Origin of the sequence: Pseudarthrobacter sp. CCNWLW217 (genome assembly GCF_037203985.1) — a bacterium.
GTDB lineage: Bacteria > Actinomycetota > Actinomycetes > Actinomycetales > Micrococcaceae > Arthrobacter.
Window position 1 is genome coordinate 162,568 of record NZ_JBBCBT010000006.1, and the last position, 11,640, is coordinate 174,207.

At 59.9% G+C, this 11,640-nt stretch carries 15 protein-coding genes; 2 read left to right on the top strand and 13 right to left on the bottom strand.

Translation table 11 applies throughout. The features are described from left to right. Positions 1-18: 18 nt before the first annotated feature. The 13 genes from V9L18_RS09330 to V9L18_RS09390 all read right to left on the bottom strand — a co-directional run bounded on the left by V9L18_RS09330 (position 19) and on the right by V9L18_RS09390 (position 10,313). On the bottom strand, positions 19-1,041 hold the full coding sequence (locus V9L18_RS09330) for a pilus assembly protein TadG-related protein (RefSeq protein ID WP_337346890.1): 1,023 nt from the start codon (positions 1,039-1,041) through the stop codon (positions 19-21). Next, on the bottom strand, positions 1,029-1,415 hold the full coding sequence (locus V9L18_RS09335; protein ID WP_337346891.1) for a TadE/TadG family type IV pilus assembly protein: 387 nt from the start codon (positions 1,413-1,415) through the stop codon (positions 1,029-1,031). The genes V9L18_RS09330 and V9L18_RS09335 overlap by 13 nt, the downstream gene beginning before the upstream one ends. Positions 1,416-1,531: 116 nt before the next feature. Then, positions 1,532-1,777 carry a Flp family type IVb pilin gene (locus V9L18_RS09340; protein WP_337346892.1) on the bottom strand — a complete coding sequence of 82 codons (246 nt, stop codon included), beginning with the start codon at positions 1,775-1,777 and terminating at the stop codon, positions 1,532-1,534. 298 nt (positions 1,778-2,075) lie between these two features. Beyond that, the gene (locus V9L18_RS09345; RefSeq protein WP_337346893.1) at positions 2,076-2,243 is read right to left on the bottom strand and encodes a Flp family type IVb pilin; all 168 of its coding nucleotides are present in this window, start codon (positions 2,241-2,243) and stop codon (positions 2,076-2,078) included. Between the two features lie 44 nt (positions 2,244-2,287). After that, the gene (locus V9L18_RS09350; RefSeq protein ID WP_337346894.1) at positions 2,288-3,172 is read right to left on the bottom strand and encodes a type II secretion system F family protein; all 885 of its coding nucleotides are present in this window, start codon (positions 3,170-3,172) and stop codon (positions 2,288-2,290) included. Between the two features lie 17 nt (positions 3,173-3,189). Beyond that, positions 3,190-4,140 carry a type II secretion system F family protein gene (locus V9L18_RS09355; protein WP_337346895.1) on the bottom strand — a complete coding sequence of 317 codons (951 nt, stop codon included), beginning with the start codon at positions 4,138-4,140 and terminating at the stop codon, positions 3,190-3,192. A 2-nt stretch (positions 4,141-4,142) separates the two neighbouring features. Further along, complete coding sequence (locus tag V9L18_RS09360; RefSeq protein ID WP_443197939.1) at positions 4,143-5,645, bottom strand: CpaF family protein; 1,503 nt, start codon at positions 5,643-5,645, stop codon at positions 4,143-4,145. Continuing rightward, complete coding sequence (locus tag V9L18_RS09365) at positions 5,642-6,847, bottom strand: AAA family ATPase (protein ID WP_337346896.1); 1,206 nt, start codon at positions 6,845-6,847, stop codon at positions 5,642-5,644. Before V9L18_RS09365 ends, V9L18_RS09360 begins: the two co-directional genes overlap by 4 nt. After that, positions 6,844-7,632 (bottom strand): Flp pilus assembly protein CpaB, encoded by a 789-nt coding sequence (gene cpaB / locus V9L18_RS09370; RefSeq protein WP_337346897.1) that lies wholly within the window; start codon positions 7,630-7,632, stop codon positions 6,844-6,846. The genes V9L18_RS09365 and cpaB overlap by 4 nt, the downstream gene beginning before the upstream one ends. Positions 7,633-7,667: 35 nt before the next feature. Further along, positions 7,668-8,696: a pilus assembly protein TadG-related protein gene (locus V9L18_RS09375; RefSeq protein WP_337346898.1), complete on the bottom strand. Its 1,029-nt coding sequence runs from the start codon at positions 8,694-8,696 to the stop codon at positions 7,668-7,670. Next, positions 8,684-9,073 carry a TadE/TadG family type IV pilus assembly protein gene (locus V9L18_RS09380; RefSeq protein WP_337346899.1) on the bottom strand — a complete coding sequence of 130 codons (390 nt, stop codon included), beginning with the start codon at positions 9,071-9,073 and terminating at the stop codon, positions 8,684-8,686. The genes V9L18_RS09375 and V9L18_RS09380 overlap by 13 nt, the downstream gene beginning before the upstream one ends. A gap of 90 nt (positions 9,074-9,163) precedes the next feature. Beyond that, the gene (locus V9L18_RS09385; protein WP_337346900.1) at positions 9,164-9,370 is read right to left on the bottom strand and encodes a Flp family type IVb pilin; all 207 of its coding nucleotides are present in this window, start codon (positions 9,368-9,370) and stop codon (positions 9,164-9,166) included. A 277-nt stretch (positions 9,371-9,647) separates the two neighbouring features. Then, positions 9,648-10,313, bottom strand: a complete 666-nt coding sequence (locus V9L18_RS09390; protein WP_337346901.1) for a prepilin peptidase — start codon at positions 10,311-10,313, stop codon at positions 9,648-9,650. A 295-nt stretch (positions 10,314-10,608) separates the two neighbouring features. Here V9L18_RS09390 and rplM point away from each other — a divergent pair, with 295 nt between their 5' ends. Together rplM and rpsI are read left to right on the top strand one after the other, a co-directional pair. Continuing rightward, positions 10,609-11,052 (top strand): 50S ribosomal protein L13, encoded by a 444-nt coding sequence (gene rplM, locus V9L18_RS09395; protein WP_015937805.1) that lies wholly within the window; start codon positions 10,609-10,611, stop codon positions 11,050-11,052. A gap of 38 nt (positions 11,053-11,090) precedes the next feature. Beyond that, complete coding sequence (rpsI, locus tag V9L18_RS09400) at positions 11,091-11,597, top strand: 30S ribosomal protein S9 (RefSeq protein ID WP_050684362.1); 507 nt, start codon at positions 11,091-11,093, stop codon at positions 11,595-11,597. Positions 11,598-11,640 lie beyond the last annotated feature (43 nt).

Here is an 11,640-nt window from a genome sequence, read left to right on the forward strand (position 1 = left end):
ATCTTCGTGTTTCATAAACTAACCGCTGATCTCGACGACTCTGGCGCCGTCCGGATTGATGGGTCCCAGGGTGTAACCGTCCGCCAGAGAAACGTATTCGACGAAGGAACCGATGATCCCGCGGCATGGCTCCCGGCATTCAAGGGCGGCAGGGACGTCCGGAAATCTGTTGCGGAATGTGTTGGGAAGCCCGGTGTTGCCTACCTTCCATCCGGCCACCTTGAAGGCGGCGAAGGTAGTCAGCCCGTAGACGGCGCCGGTTCCGGTTCCGGTGACAGAATTGAAGATGGGTAGCAACAGGATGACGTCCTTGCCTGCGTTCATGTCTGCCGCCCAGGAGTTCAGCGTGGCCTCGCAACGAGGAGGGGCGTTGTTGCCGGGATCCCCGCCCGCCGTGCTGGCGGCGATGTCAATGAGAGCGCCGCACCCGGCGGGATCCTGCTGGAGCCCGCCGAAGCCGCCTTCCACTGCGGCCCCTGATGGCCCGTAGAGGCAATCTGGGTTGGCATTTTTACCGTGGAGCTGGAGCAGTTGCATGGTGCCAGCGCTGTTGCGAACCTGGCATATGGAAACCGTGATGGGGAACGGCGCTGGACCCTTCACCGGGGTTCCCCACTGGACGCTAGCGCGTGCGCTGACTTCCGCTCTGGAAATACCCAGGGCGTTCGCGAAGAGCAGCGTAACCTTGTTGGGTTCCTCGCCCTGTTGTTGGGCTCCGGCAATCACGTTGACCCGGCGGTTCGCCAGGTCCAGTGCAAGGGACTTTACGTTGCTTTTGCCATCCAGGGCGTTGCCGTTCACAACGGAGGTCGCCAGGGCGGAAGTAGCGGTGCAGTATGGGTCGGCTTCGCTCCTAGCGCATTTCTGGGCCACTGCCAGGGCCGCGGCGTCGGCGCCGTTCTGGAGCTGTGCCTTCTCGGAATAGAGCATCCCAACATCCACAGCGATGGCAGTGAACCCCAGGAGCACCACCATGGAAAGGGCCACAAGCACGCTGATGCCGCCAGATTCGCCGTCCTGCCGTAATTTCAGCCGCCGCACAACATCACTCCTCTGCCTGTCATGGCGAATGGTCCAGCAATTCCGGTCAGGGTGCTGAGCGTGTAGGTCACGGTAACCGTCATTTGGTGTGTCGCGGTGCAAAGTTGGGTCCCGTTGGTGGCACTGAAGGTGATGTTGGCATCAGTAAGGCCGGGGTTGAGGGAAACGGCAGCGTTCTTTGCGGCTGTCCGGGCTGAGGCTTGGTTGTTGGTAACTGCCATGACCCGCACGCCCTCACGGGCCGCGTTGGTCAGGGAGATCTGCGCGTTGTATGCTCGGCCGAACTCCATGATGCCCAGCAGGATCATGATGAGGAATGGTGCCAGGATGGCGAACTCGACAGCCACGGCGCCGCGCTCGGATGCCCTGGGCATGGGTGTCGCCTTTCCGAAAGATGGGTGTCCAACAACACAAGGTGGCGGCGGCTGGAGACCGCCGCCACCAAGGGACCTGATGCTCGCGCTGCAGATCAGGGACTCTTATTCGATAGTTACGGGGTGCAGCTGGCTGCCACTGCCGGCGTCGTGCCGACCGCTGGAGCACTGGCGGTGAAGGTGCCGCCGCTGATGGAGCACTGGACCTGAACGAACATTTCATTCAGCGTCCCGCCCAGCAGAGTGACGGCAACAATGATGACGACGGCGATGAGGCCAACCATGATGCCGTATTCGACGGCCGTGGCGCCCTTTTCGTCGCGGTGAAGACGGACGGCGAGGTTGGTGTAAAGAGAAAGCATTTGAGACTCCTGAGCGAGTGGGGGAAAGCTGGTCCAGCACCAGCTCTGACAAGAACATAGCAACGCTTGATGGCCCGTTGACGGGAATTTGCAGCATCCTGTGCTAAGCCTTCCCAACATGCTCTCTTCCTGCGCGTTTCCTTCGCTGGCACTGCGTTGAAGCTTGGAATTGGGGCCCTCCAGGCACACAAGCGGACCCCCTCGGTTCTGGGTGCCGAGGGGGTCCGGTTCTTGGGGCGCCGGGTGAGGGCGCGGGTGGGGGTGCTACGTCAGTGTTGGGAAAAGTGTTCTGGCGGGATTACGGAATGCCGAGGACTAATTTCAGGTGGGCAGTCAAGTCGTCGAACCAGCCGAGCAGCTCGAGGCCGAAGAAGCTAATGCCGATGGCTGTGAGCATCACGATGAACGACATGAGGATGCCGTATTCGGTTGCTGTGGCCCCTTCTTCATCGGTAAGGAGCCGCATCCAGACTGAGGTCCTTGGGCCATGGCTGACTGATCGGCGAATCATTAGATCCCCCCAGCGAAGAGTTCCATGATGGTCAGCACTGTGGGTCCAAGGACGACGACGAACAGTGTGGGCAGGATGAAGAAGATCAGAGGGAAAAGCATCTTGACGGGCATTTTCATAGCGTGCTCCTCAGCCCGCTGCTTCCGCTTGATGCGCATGTCCGACGCCTGGGCCTTGAGGACCCCCGCGATGGCTACACCATACGCGTCTGCCTGCACCACGGCCCGAATGAAACTTCGGACGTCCGGCACATCGACTCTTTCCGCCATCGCCAGATAGGCGTCCTTGCGGGAGCGCCCTACCTGAATGTCCTGCAGCGTCCGGATCAGCTCATCAGCCAGGGGCCCAGTGCCGTTGTTGCCGGCGCGGCCCATGGACATTTCAAAGCCCAGTCCGGCCTGGACTGCGATCAGCATCTGGTCCAAAGCGTTGGGCAGCTCAAGGCGGATCGCCTCCCGGCGCTTCTGTGCCCTGTTCCTCATCAGGATATCCGGTACGAAGTAAGCCAACGTTGTGGCGGCCATCATGATCAGGAAGTTAGGAGGGGTGGGGGACGACAGGAAGAACAGATAGCCCAGCACAGCGCCTGTAAGGGCCAACATGGGTTTGACCATGATAATCCTCGCAAGGGGCCACTGCTTGGGGCGTCCGGCTCCGGCCAACTGCTTGTCCAGCCATCCGGAATAGCCTTTTGGTGTCAGCCGCTGGCCCAGCTCGGTAAGGGTTTCATTGATGCTCAGCCCTTGGCGCTTTGCTTTTGCGGCCCGGCCAAGATTGGCTTGGATATTGCGTATTCCCGCACGGTCGCCGGTGAATACGAGGAAGGTCATGATTGTTACCGGTGCCACTATGGCGAGTATGCCGGCGTATGCGATCACTTGCATCGTTAATCAGCCGCTTTCTAGAACTTGGGCTTGACGATGGTCTTGAGCCATAGGCCGCCGACGGTCAAGAGGACAAGGGCCGCGACGACCATCGCGTAGCCGGGAATAGTGGTAAAAAAAGTTCTGGAATACAGTTCGTTAGTCAAAGTCAAACCCAGAAACATGACCACAGGAAGCGCCATCAGGACAAGGGCGGACACCCGGCCCTCTGCGCTCAGGGCACGGATCTGGCCGCGAACTTGATTACGGTCCCGGACCGTGTCTCCGAGATGATCAAGAACCTCTGCCAAGTCGCCGCCCACCTCTCGGTGAATTTCGATCGCCTGGGCGATGGCCGCAAAGTCTTCGCTCTGGGTTCGCCGGGCCACTTCTGCCAGGGACTCTCCAAGATCGCGCCCAATTCGCGTTTCGTTCAGGATCCGGCTGAGCTCTTCAGACATGGGCGGCTGACTTTCCTGCGCCGCGGCATCCACTGCACGAAGCAAGCTGTGTCCGGCGCGCAGTCCGCCGGCCAACATCTGGAGCGTGTCGGGAACCTGGTCATCGAACTGGCGCCGACGCCGCGCAGCCAACATATTCAAAACAAGGTGGAGAAGTACCGGCGTCAGGAGCGCAAAGAGGATCGCGGGCGCCAGCCCACCAAGAAGGAATCCAATGACTCCTGCCAGGAGGGTGGCCGCTCCTCCCATCAGCAGGTAGTCGCCCGGATCCTTCTTGAGGCCGCACGCGTCCAGACGGTCGCGGCTGAGGAACCGGTTACCCCTCTCTTTGACACTCTTGTTGAGGGCACCGACTGCGTGTTCGGTCAGCCGGGACAGTCCTGAGGAATGGGCCACCACGTCCGGCCGACGCCGGGCCAGCGGTATGTGGGCGCTGTTCTTGAAGGCCACCCAGCCCAGCAGCACTATGGCGACGTAAACCATGAACAGCCCAACGACCAGGACCGAGGGTGAGAGCTCCTGCGCCATGGCTAGCGCCCCCTTTTTTGAGAGGTGCCAGCTATCGGAGCGCCGAACACCGATGGAGAAATCGGTATGCCCAATTCGACAAATCGATCCGTGAAACGGGGTCGCACCCCTGTCGGAACTGGTTTGCCCAGAAACCGGCCATTGGCGTCAACCCCGGCGGAATAATCGAAAACGAAAGCGTCCTGGAGGGTGACTACGTCCCCTTCCATTCCCTGGACTTCGGTGATGTGCGTAACCCGTCGCGTGCCGTCACGGAGCCGCGAGATGTGAACGATCAGGTTGATAGCTGATGCAACCTGCTCACGAACGGCACGGAGTGGAATGTCCATGCCCGCCATAAGCACCAAGGTTTCCAGCCTCGCGATCGCGTCGCGGGGTGTGTTGGCGTGCACCGTCGAGATGGACCCATCGTGGCCGGTGTTCATGGCTTGAAGCATGTCCAAACATTCGCCACCGCGGACTTCGCCCACTACGATCCGATCTGGCCGCATACGAAGTGAGTTCCTCACCAGGTCCCGGATGGACACCGCACCCTTGCCTTCGATGTTCTGTGGACGGCTCTCCAGCCGGACCACATGGTCTTGCTGAAGTTGGAGTTCTACCGCGTCCTCAATAGTGACGATTCTGTCGTCTGCCGGAATAAATGAAGACAACACATTGAGCAACGTCGTCTTGCCGGTGCCGGTGCCGCCGGACACGATGATATTCATTCGTGCGAGGACACATGCCTGGAGCAGTTCAGCCATCTCGGGGGAGAGGCTGCCCAGAGCGATCAGATTGTTGACCGTCAGCGGATCCCTGCCAAACTTCCGGATGGTCAGTGCAGGGCCATTGACTGCAAGTGGCGGGATGATGGCGTTGACGCGTGAGCCGTCCGCGAGCCGGGCATCAACCAACGGTGATGACTCGTCGATGCGGCGCCCGACCTTGGATACGATCCGCTCGATGACCCTGCGCAGGGCCTCGTCCGAGCTGAACTTGGTGTCAGTCATGAAAAGGCGGCCCTGGCGTTCCACATAGACCTGGTCGAACCGGTTGACCATCACTTCCGTGATGGACGGGTCATCCAGGAATCGCTGAATAGGTCCATGCCCGAGAACATCGTCGATGATCTCCCGGATCAGCCTTTGCCGTTCAGCGCCCGAGAGAGGAACCTGTTCCTCGTCCACAACAATTTTCAGCTCATCCCGCACAAACTGGTGGAGCTCGGCTTCTTCCAGGGAAGAATCGGTGATCCGAGAACCAAGTCTCTCGTAAAGCGCCTGACTGGCTCGCTCCTTGAGCGCGCTGAGCGCCTCACTGGCAACCGCTGCTGTTTGCGGCATATCCAGGGCAACTACTGCACTCGCGGCAGCTTCGGCTGTCTTGGCCTCCTGGATCTTGCCCAGGGTGGTCGGCGCTGATGGTGCCTGAAAGGCGTCTGCATAGGGGTTGGAGTGTTCGGGCTGTTTGGCGAGGGGCTTGGCCTCGCCGCGAAGCTGCTGGAACCGGTCAGTGAGGCTCACTGTACTACCGCCCTTCTGTGCAGTTGCTTGTGCGTTCGAGCATCCCAATCGGGTTTGAATCGGTCCACCAGCTTGCGGAGTCCCTTTGCCGCCGGATCACGGCTGCCGTCCTGAAGAACAGGAATTCCCTTGTTCGTGGAGTAAGGCAGCGATTTGGATCGTGGCAGGACCACATCCACGGGGGCTCCAATAGTCGCCTCCACATCCTGGAGCGTCAGTCCGCCGCGACGATCAGCCATGTTCAGTACAACGTGGCGCTGGGCCGGCATGAGGTTCAGTTCGTTGAGGATCTGAAACCCCGTACGGAGTCCCCGGATGCTTGGAATATCCATTCCGCATATCCACACCGCGTCGGTGGCGTGTTCAAGCGTTGCCAGTACGTGCTCGCCGAGGCCCGGTGCAGTGTCCACGATGACGTAGTGGAACTCCTCCCGGAGTTGAGTGAGCAGGCGCGAGACGTGTTCCGCGGTGATCTTGTCCATCTCCACTGGATTGCGTGGAGCACACAACGCGTAGACGCCAGCCGGATGAACGGTGAGATAAGTCTTCAGGACCATCGAGTCCTGGCTGGCAGCTCCCACCACAGCATCCGTGATGGTGTGTTCGGGCTCAAGCATCAGTCCGCTGGCAACATCGCCAAACTGGAGATCGAGGTCGACGACGACAACACTCATCGGCGCTGCCTTAGCAAGGCCGATCGCAAGGTTGGTAGCGACTGTAGTCTTGCCAACCCCGCCCTTGGGGGACATCACGGCGATAATGCGGCCACCTTTTCCGTGGTCTGCGTGCTCAGATGTGCCAGGGGCGAGGCCACGACGTCGGCCTGCTGCAGCAAGGCTAGCCCGTTCCAGCATGACGCGGATGGCATCCGGATCGGCCCCTGGATCGAGTAGGTCGCGGACCCCGGAGCGCATGGCCTTGATCACCACTTCGGACGTTTCGGGTACAACCAACACCACGCTGATTTCCGGGAACTGGAGGTCCATGACCGAAGCAAGTTTCAAAGAGTCGTCGACGGGAAGCCCGGGACCGAGTATCAGTACCTCGGGCGGTTCCCCAGTGAGTTGCCGGAGGAAGTCTTGCGGCCCTTCCGGAAGGTAGTCGGCCTGGAAGGCCTGGAGCGAGCCGTGCATACCAACAGTGGCCAGGCGCGTGCGGCTTTCGAAGTCGCCATTAGGGGTGATGAGGACAAAGCGGCTCATCGGAACAGCCTTGTCTTATCTACGATGCCAACAGTGCCCTCTTCGGCGTTGCCTGGTTCCTTGGAGAGATAGATGCTGCCGAACTCGGTGGCGAAGATGATCCGTTCGGCGTCCGCAGAGCTGCGGGCCAAAGTAACCAGATACGTCCCGTCGCTGGCCGCTTCCTTCTTCGCCGGCACGGCTCCGTCTGTTGCAGTGGCAGTCGCCGATTCCGACTTAGCGGCGGTGCCGTTGCTGTTCTGTGTCGCTGTGACCAGGACCTTGTGGAACGTGAGCTGCGTACCGCTGGACTTGCTGAGGACTTCCCCGGTGGCGGCGTTCGTTGTTGCGTCGTCGAGGGAAATGAAGACGCCTACGGTGTCGCCCGCCTTCAGTACACCACCCACAACTCGTTCGATGGGGAGTTTGAGGGTGATCTCCTGCATGCCCTCAGGAACCTGAACCCTGGAGGGGCCGAGCAGGGAGTTGGCGTCCACCATGCGGGAGGTCAGCAGCTGCTCTCCTGGCACCAGAGGGACGGCCGTGACCTTTTCGCCGAGATCGTCCAGGCTGGTCACGGTGTCTGACGCCAGGGCCAGTTTCGGGACTTCCTTCTTTACCAAGGATGCGGCCAGCTTATCCGTGCCGGTGCCGGCGGCTATGGGCTTCGCCACGACGTAGACGCTTTCCGTCTCCGTGTCAGCCATGGCCCGTTTATCGGCGTTTTGAACATACATGACCAGCATGACCGTTCCAATCAATGCCACAAGCAGCGCGGCGATGCCTCCCAGTAGGCGTGTTTTCATTTTGTGTTCCCCTTAGAAAATGGTTAGTGCCTTTACTAGTTGATGAGCCGGATTTTGGAGGTTCCCAGGTCTACCCCGACTCCGGGAAGGCCGCCGCCGGAATCAATGGATACATATGTGACGAACTGTCCGATGATGCCGCGGCACGGATCGGTGCAGGCGTCCGCGGGGTCTGCCACATGCGGTGCTTTGTTGTGGAAGGTTCTCGGCTCGGTGTTGCCGCCACCGAATTTCCACCCTTGGATATTGAAGGTCGCGTAACCGCGAATGTGGAACCAACCTCCTGCACCACTGCCGCCCGCGTTGTCGTAGACCGGGAAGGTCCCCATGACCGTCCCCCCGCCGTTGATCGTGTCCTTCCAGGATTGAATGATCGCGTCGCAGGCGGCAGTACTTGGGTAGTCTGCGCCAGTGTCAGAGTCTGCGTTGTCGCCGCTGTCCGTTTCCGCGTGGCACGCGCTGTCCGTTTGATCGAGCCAACCAAACCCACCCGGTATCGTGTGGCCGGACGTGGACGTGCAGTCGCTCATGCCGGGCTTGTACTTAATCAGCTGGATTTCGCCAGTGGCCGCAGTAGAGGACAGGTCGTACTGACAATCAGAAATTGCCAAGGGAAATGCTGAGCCCCCCGAAGGGAACTCAAGACCTGCAGTAGCGTGGGCGCCCACGGTGGCCGGCGGGGCATCAAGTGCGGAAGAGAACATCTGCCGCAGGAAACCCGCGCCGCTCGTTCCGTCCCGGGTGGTTGTCCTGACCGTCACCTCGTCGGGGACGGACATGTCCACCTCAAATACCGTCGATGATCCATCGTTGGAATTGCCGTCCGCGAGAGCTGCAGCGATATCTTCGGCCTCATCCTGAGTACAACCTGTCTCGTGACAGGCTTGCATGACGGCCATGGCACCGGCGTCGGCACCGTTCTGGAGTTGGGCCCGTTCTGCGTAGATTTGTCCGACATCAACTGCCATGGCTCCGGCGCCAACGAGCACGAGCATGAGAACCGCTACCAGGACGCCCGCAGCACCGCGCTCTTTGTCGACCTTCGGTTTCCCTAACCACCGCATCGCATTGCTCCTACTCCAACCAAAGTGACATCGCTGCCGAAGATGCCGGTCAGGGTGTCAGCGGTATATGAAATTTCCACGTTGATCGTCCCGTCGGCCACGCAGGCGGTAGGGGTGAACGTAAAGACAAAAGCTGTGGTGTCGAGGCCTGGTGCGCCGTTTTCGGCTGCGGTCTCGGCTTCGACCTGATCGTTGGTGATGGCCATCGTCCGGGCCGCTTCCCGCGCCGCCTGGGTGACCGAAATCTGAAGATTGAAAGCATGTGAGAATTCGACGATGCCGGCAACCAGAGCCAGGAGAATCGGTGCGACAAGAGCAAATTCGACGGCGACTGCGCCGCGAGACCGCTCACCTGTGGATTGTTTGCGCTTCCTCAACGTTCCCCCTGAAATTTGGTACTGCCGACTAAATAGTGTGGGCCGCTTCGCCACTGGCGTAAGCGGCCCACACTGGTTGATCGCGGAGGACTAGACTGTCCAAGCGCCCACCGTGGAGCCAAGGTTGGAGAACCAGGCGTTGAGTGCGTTGCCGAACAATGTAACGCCGGCAATGATGAGGAAAGCGATGAATGCAATGAGCAGCGAGTACTCAGTTGCAGTCGCGCCCTTTTCGGAGGAGAACCGATCCTTGACGCCGGCGACAAAGGCGAGCATCGAGACCATGAGAGAAGTCATTTTATTGTCCTTAATTCGATGAAATTGGAAATGGATACTTTCAACGAATTTCCAGCTGCCCCCATAAATCCTTAGCGGCTGGACTTCGCTAAGAAGAGATTGTCATTTGGGGTCCGGAGCAACAATGCGTAGTAGTACTCGACTTTTTTCGGGGTCTTCGGAGCGCGTACTCGGAAGCCAAGCAGATGTACTCAATTTAAGAGCAGCGTCTACGGACTACTACTCGGGTCTGGTCACACAGGCAGTTGTTGTTGCACTTTGTGTGGACCGGCCAAAACTAACTGGACAGGAGAGAAATGCAGAGCACGGAAGCAAGCATTGAGGGCCCGTGGGCCACTTCACTGGGCTTCAATGGACGGTTTTTCAACACAACGAAAAGAGTAAAGATGCCGTTCAGGACAAAGCCGAGAAGGGCGCCGTAAAGCACTTGGCTCCAACCTAAGTACCCCAAGTAGAGCCCAAGCGGTCCGGCCAGCTTGACGTCGCCCATTCCGATGGCTCCCGGCGAGATAATCGCAAGAATCAAGTAGAAGACGGCGAGAATTGCGCCACCAGCCACCGCGCGGAGGACGTCCGGCCAAGGCCCCCCGGTCAGAATGGAAACTATAAACAAGCCTGCGCCGGCCAATAAAAGCAGGAGAACCAAGGGATTCGGCAACAGATGCAGCGAAATATCGATTCTCGCCAGCTGCACTCCCAGTACGCCCATGAGAATAAATGCCGGCAGCGCAGAATCACTCCCGAAGCGTAGCGCGAAGGCGGCGCAGGCAGTGCCCGTGACTATCGCCGTCGTAATCCGAGTGCGGCGAGCTGGCAGCCCGCCCAGTCGGGGAAGGAGCCTGAAAATGAGCCACTCCGCCACGGGGGAGAGAATGAGTCCCAGGAGAGCAGCACCGGCCACCAACAGCGGACCGGCCGAACCGGCTTCGCCCCAAGAAATCACAGTGCCCCCTGCGTGCGTCAGGCCGGTTGGCTGCGAATAGCGCCCGGCTACCCCATTTTGACCCTGGAGCCTGCTTCAAGCTAATATTGGTAGTCGTTGTGCGTGTCCTATCTCGATGATGCGTGCCCGCTTGAGAATCCGGTTGCAGGATAACTACTCAACGAGCACATTCGGGACTTCAGGATGACTGGTTACATGGAGCCCTCACCTCTGTTCCGGTAGCGCATAGATAGTAGGTGCACACGCTTGAGTGACACCTAAACAAGAACGCCAGAACAAGAACGAGGCAAAAACCGTGCGTACGTACACCCCGAAGCCCGGCGATATCAACCGCCAGTGGCACGTCATTGACGCCACAGACGTTGTCCTTGGTCGTCTTGCCAGCCAGACCGCAATCCTGCTGCGCGGCAAGCACAAGGCCACCTTTGCATCCCACATGGACATGGGCGACTTCGTCATCATCATCAACGCTGAGAAGGTAGCCCTGACCGGTGCCAAGCTGGAGCAGAAGCGCGCATACCGCCACTCCGGCTACCCGGGCGGCCTGACCTCCGTCAACTACGCGGAACTCCTGGAATCAAACCCGGTCCGCGCCGTTGAGAAGGCCATCAAGGGCATGCTCCCGAAGAACTCCCTCGCTGCACAGCAGCTGGGCAAGCTCAAGGTGTACCGCGGTGCGGAACACCCCCACGCCGCCCAGCAGCCCAAGACTTTCGAAATCACCCAGGTCGCCCAGTAGTCCTGGCCACCAAACAACTTATCTATACAAGGAGAACCGTGGCTCAGAACGAAGAGACCACCGAAGCCGTTGAGGCTGAGGAAACCCTGACCAGCTACACCTCTGAAAGCTCAGCTGCGGATGCCGCTGCGCCGAAGAAGGAACGTCCGGCCCTGACCGTCGCCGGCGCAGCAGTTGGCCGCCGTAAGGAAGCCGTTGCCCGTGTCCGCGTTGTACCGGGTTCCGGCAAATGGACCATTAATGGCCGCGCGCTGGACAACTACTTCCCGAACAAGTTGCACCAGCAGGACGTCAACGAGCCCTTCAAGATCCTGGATCTCGAAGGCGCCTACGACGTCATTGCACGCATCCACGGCGGCGGCATTTCTGGCCAGGCCGGCGCACTGCGTCTCGGCATCGCCCGTTCATTGAACGAGATCGACGTCGAGAACAACCGCGCCACGCTGAAGAAGGCCGGTTACCTCTCGCGTGACGCCCGCGTCATCGAGCGCAAGAAGGCCGGTCTCAAGAAGGCCCGCAAGGCTCAGCAGTACTCCAAGCGCTAATCCGCTTGCACTAAAGCCCGTCCCGCCATTGGCGGGGCGGGCT

Bases quoted from the DNA above. Each gene is read 5' to 3' on its own strand.
- V9L18_RS09335 (WP_337346891.1), bottom strand. From the start codon at position 1,415: ATGCCCAGGGCATCCGAGCGCGGCGCCGTGGCTGTCGAGTTCGCCATC.
- V9L18_RS09340 (WP_337346892.1), bottom strand. From the start codon at position 1,777: ATGCTTTCTCTTTACACCAACCTCGCCGTCCGTCTTCACCGCGACGAA.
- V9L18_RS09345 (WP_337346893.1), bottom strand. From the start codon at position 2,243: ATGCGGCTCCTTACCGATGAAGAAGGGGCCACAGCAACCGAATACGGC.
- V9L18_RS09350 (WP_337346894.1), bottom strand. From the start codon at position 3,172: ATGCAAGTGATCGCATACGCCGGCATACTCGCCATAGTGGCACCGGTA.
- V9L18_RS09355 (WP_337346895.1), bottom strand. From the start codon at position 4,140: ATGGCGCAGGAGCTCTCACCCTCGGTCCTGGTCGTTGGGCTGTTCATG.
- V9L18_RS09365 (WP_337346896.1), bottom strand. From the start codon at position 6,847: ATGAGCCGCTTTGTCCTCATCACCCCTAATGGCGACTTCGAAAGCCGC.
- cpaB (WP_337346897.1), bottom strand. From the start codon at position 7,632: ATGAAAACACGCCTACTGGGAGGCATCGCCGCGCTGCTTGTGGCATTG.
- V9L18_RS09375 (WP_337346898.1), bottom strand. From the start codon at position 8,696: ATGCGGTGGTTAGGGAAACCGAAGGTCGACAAAGAGCGCGGTGCTGCG.
- V9L18_RS09385 (WP_337346900.1), bottom strand. From the start codon at position 9,370: ATGACTTCTCTCATGGTCTCGATGCTCGCCTTTGTCGCCGGCGTCAAG.